General features: G+C 38.1%; 1 protein-coding gene. It reads right to left on the bottom strand.

Translation table 11 applies throughout. The annotated features are described in order from the left end of the window. Positions 1-336: PTS sugar transporter subunit IIC (locus J1M41_RS11770; RefSeq protein WP_206451816.1), on the bottom strand; the 336-nt coding region annotated here is incomplete at its 3' end. Positions 337-388 lie beyond the last annotated feature (52 nt).

Below are 388 nucleotides of genomic sequence, written 5' to 3' on the forward strand. Positions count from 1 at the left end.
CATATAACCCGCAAAGAAACCTGGTAATAAATCCATACCACCGCACGCGGCTGCTATAACTAATGCATATACTGGTGACACACCGATAGCTAATGCTGTTAATCCAGCGGCAGCGACACCACCTAGACTTCCCGCAGCATCCCCTAGCTCTCCTAAAAATTTAATACCAAATACTTCGCCACCAACATATTTATTAAATGCTTCCACTAAAAATGTTGCAATCGCTGCATTTGCCAATGCGCCCATAGCACGCATACCATTAGGCGCTTTATATGTAAATAATGTAAAAATGACTAAGACTAAAAATAAAAATAAAGTACCTATTAATAAATCCATTAAGCATGACCCCCATTATGATTATTTATATTCAATCCCCATAGTCAAATAT

It is taken from the genome of Micrococcus sp. KRD096 (genome assembly GCF_017168495.1).
Classification (GTDB): Bacteria; Actinomycetota; Actinomycetes; order Actinomycetales; family Micrococcaceae; genus Micrococcus; species Micrococcus luteus.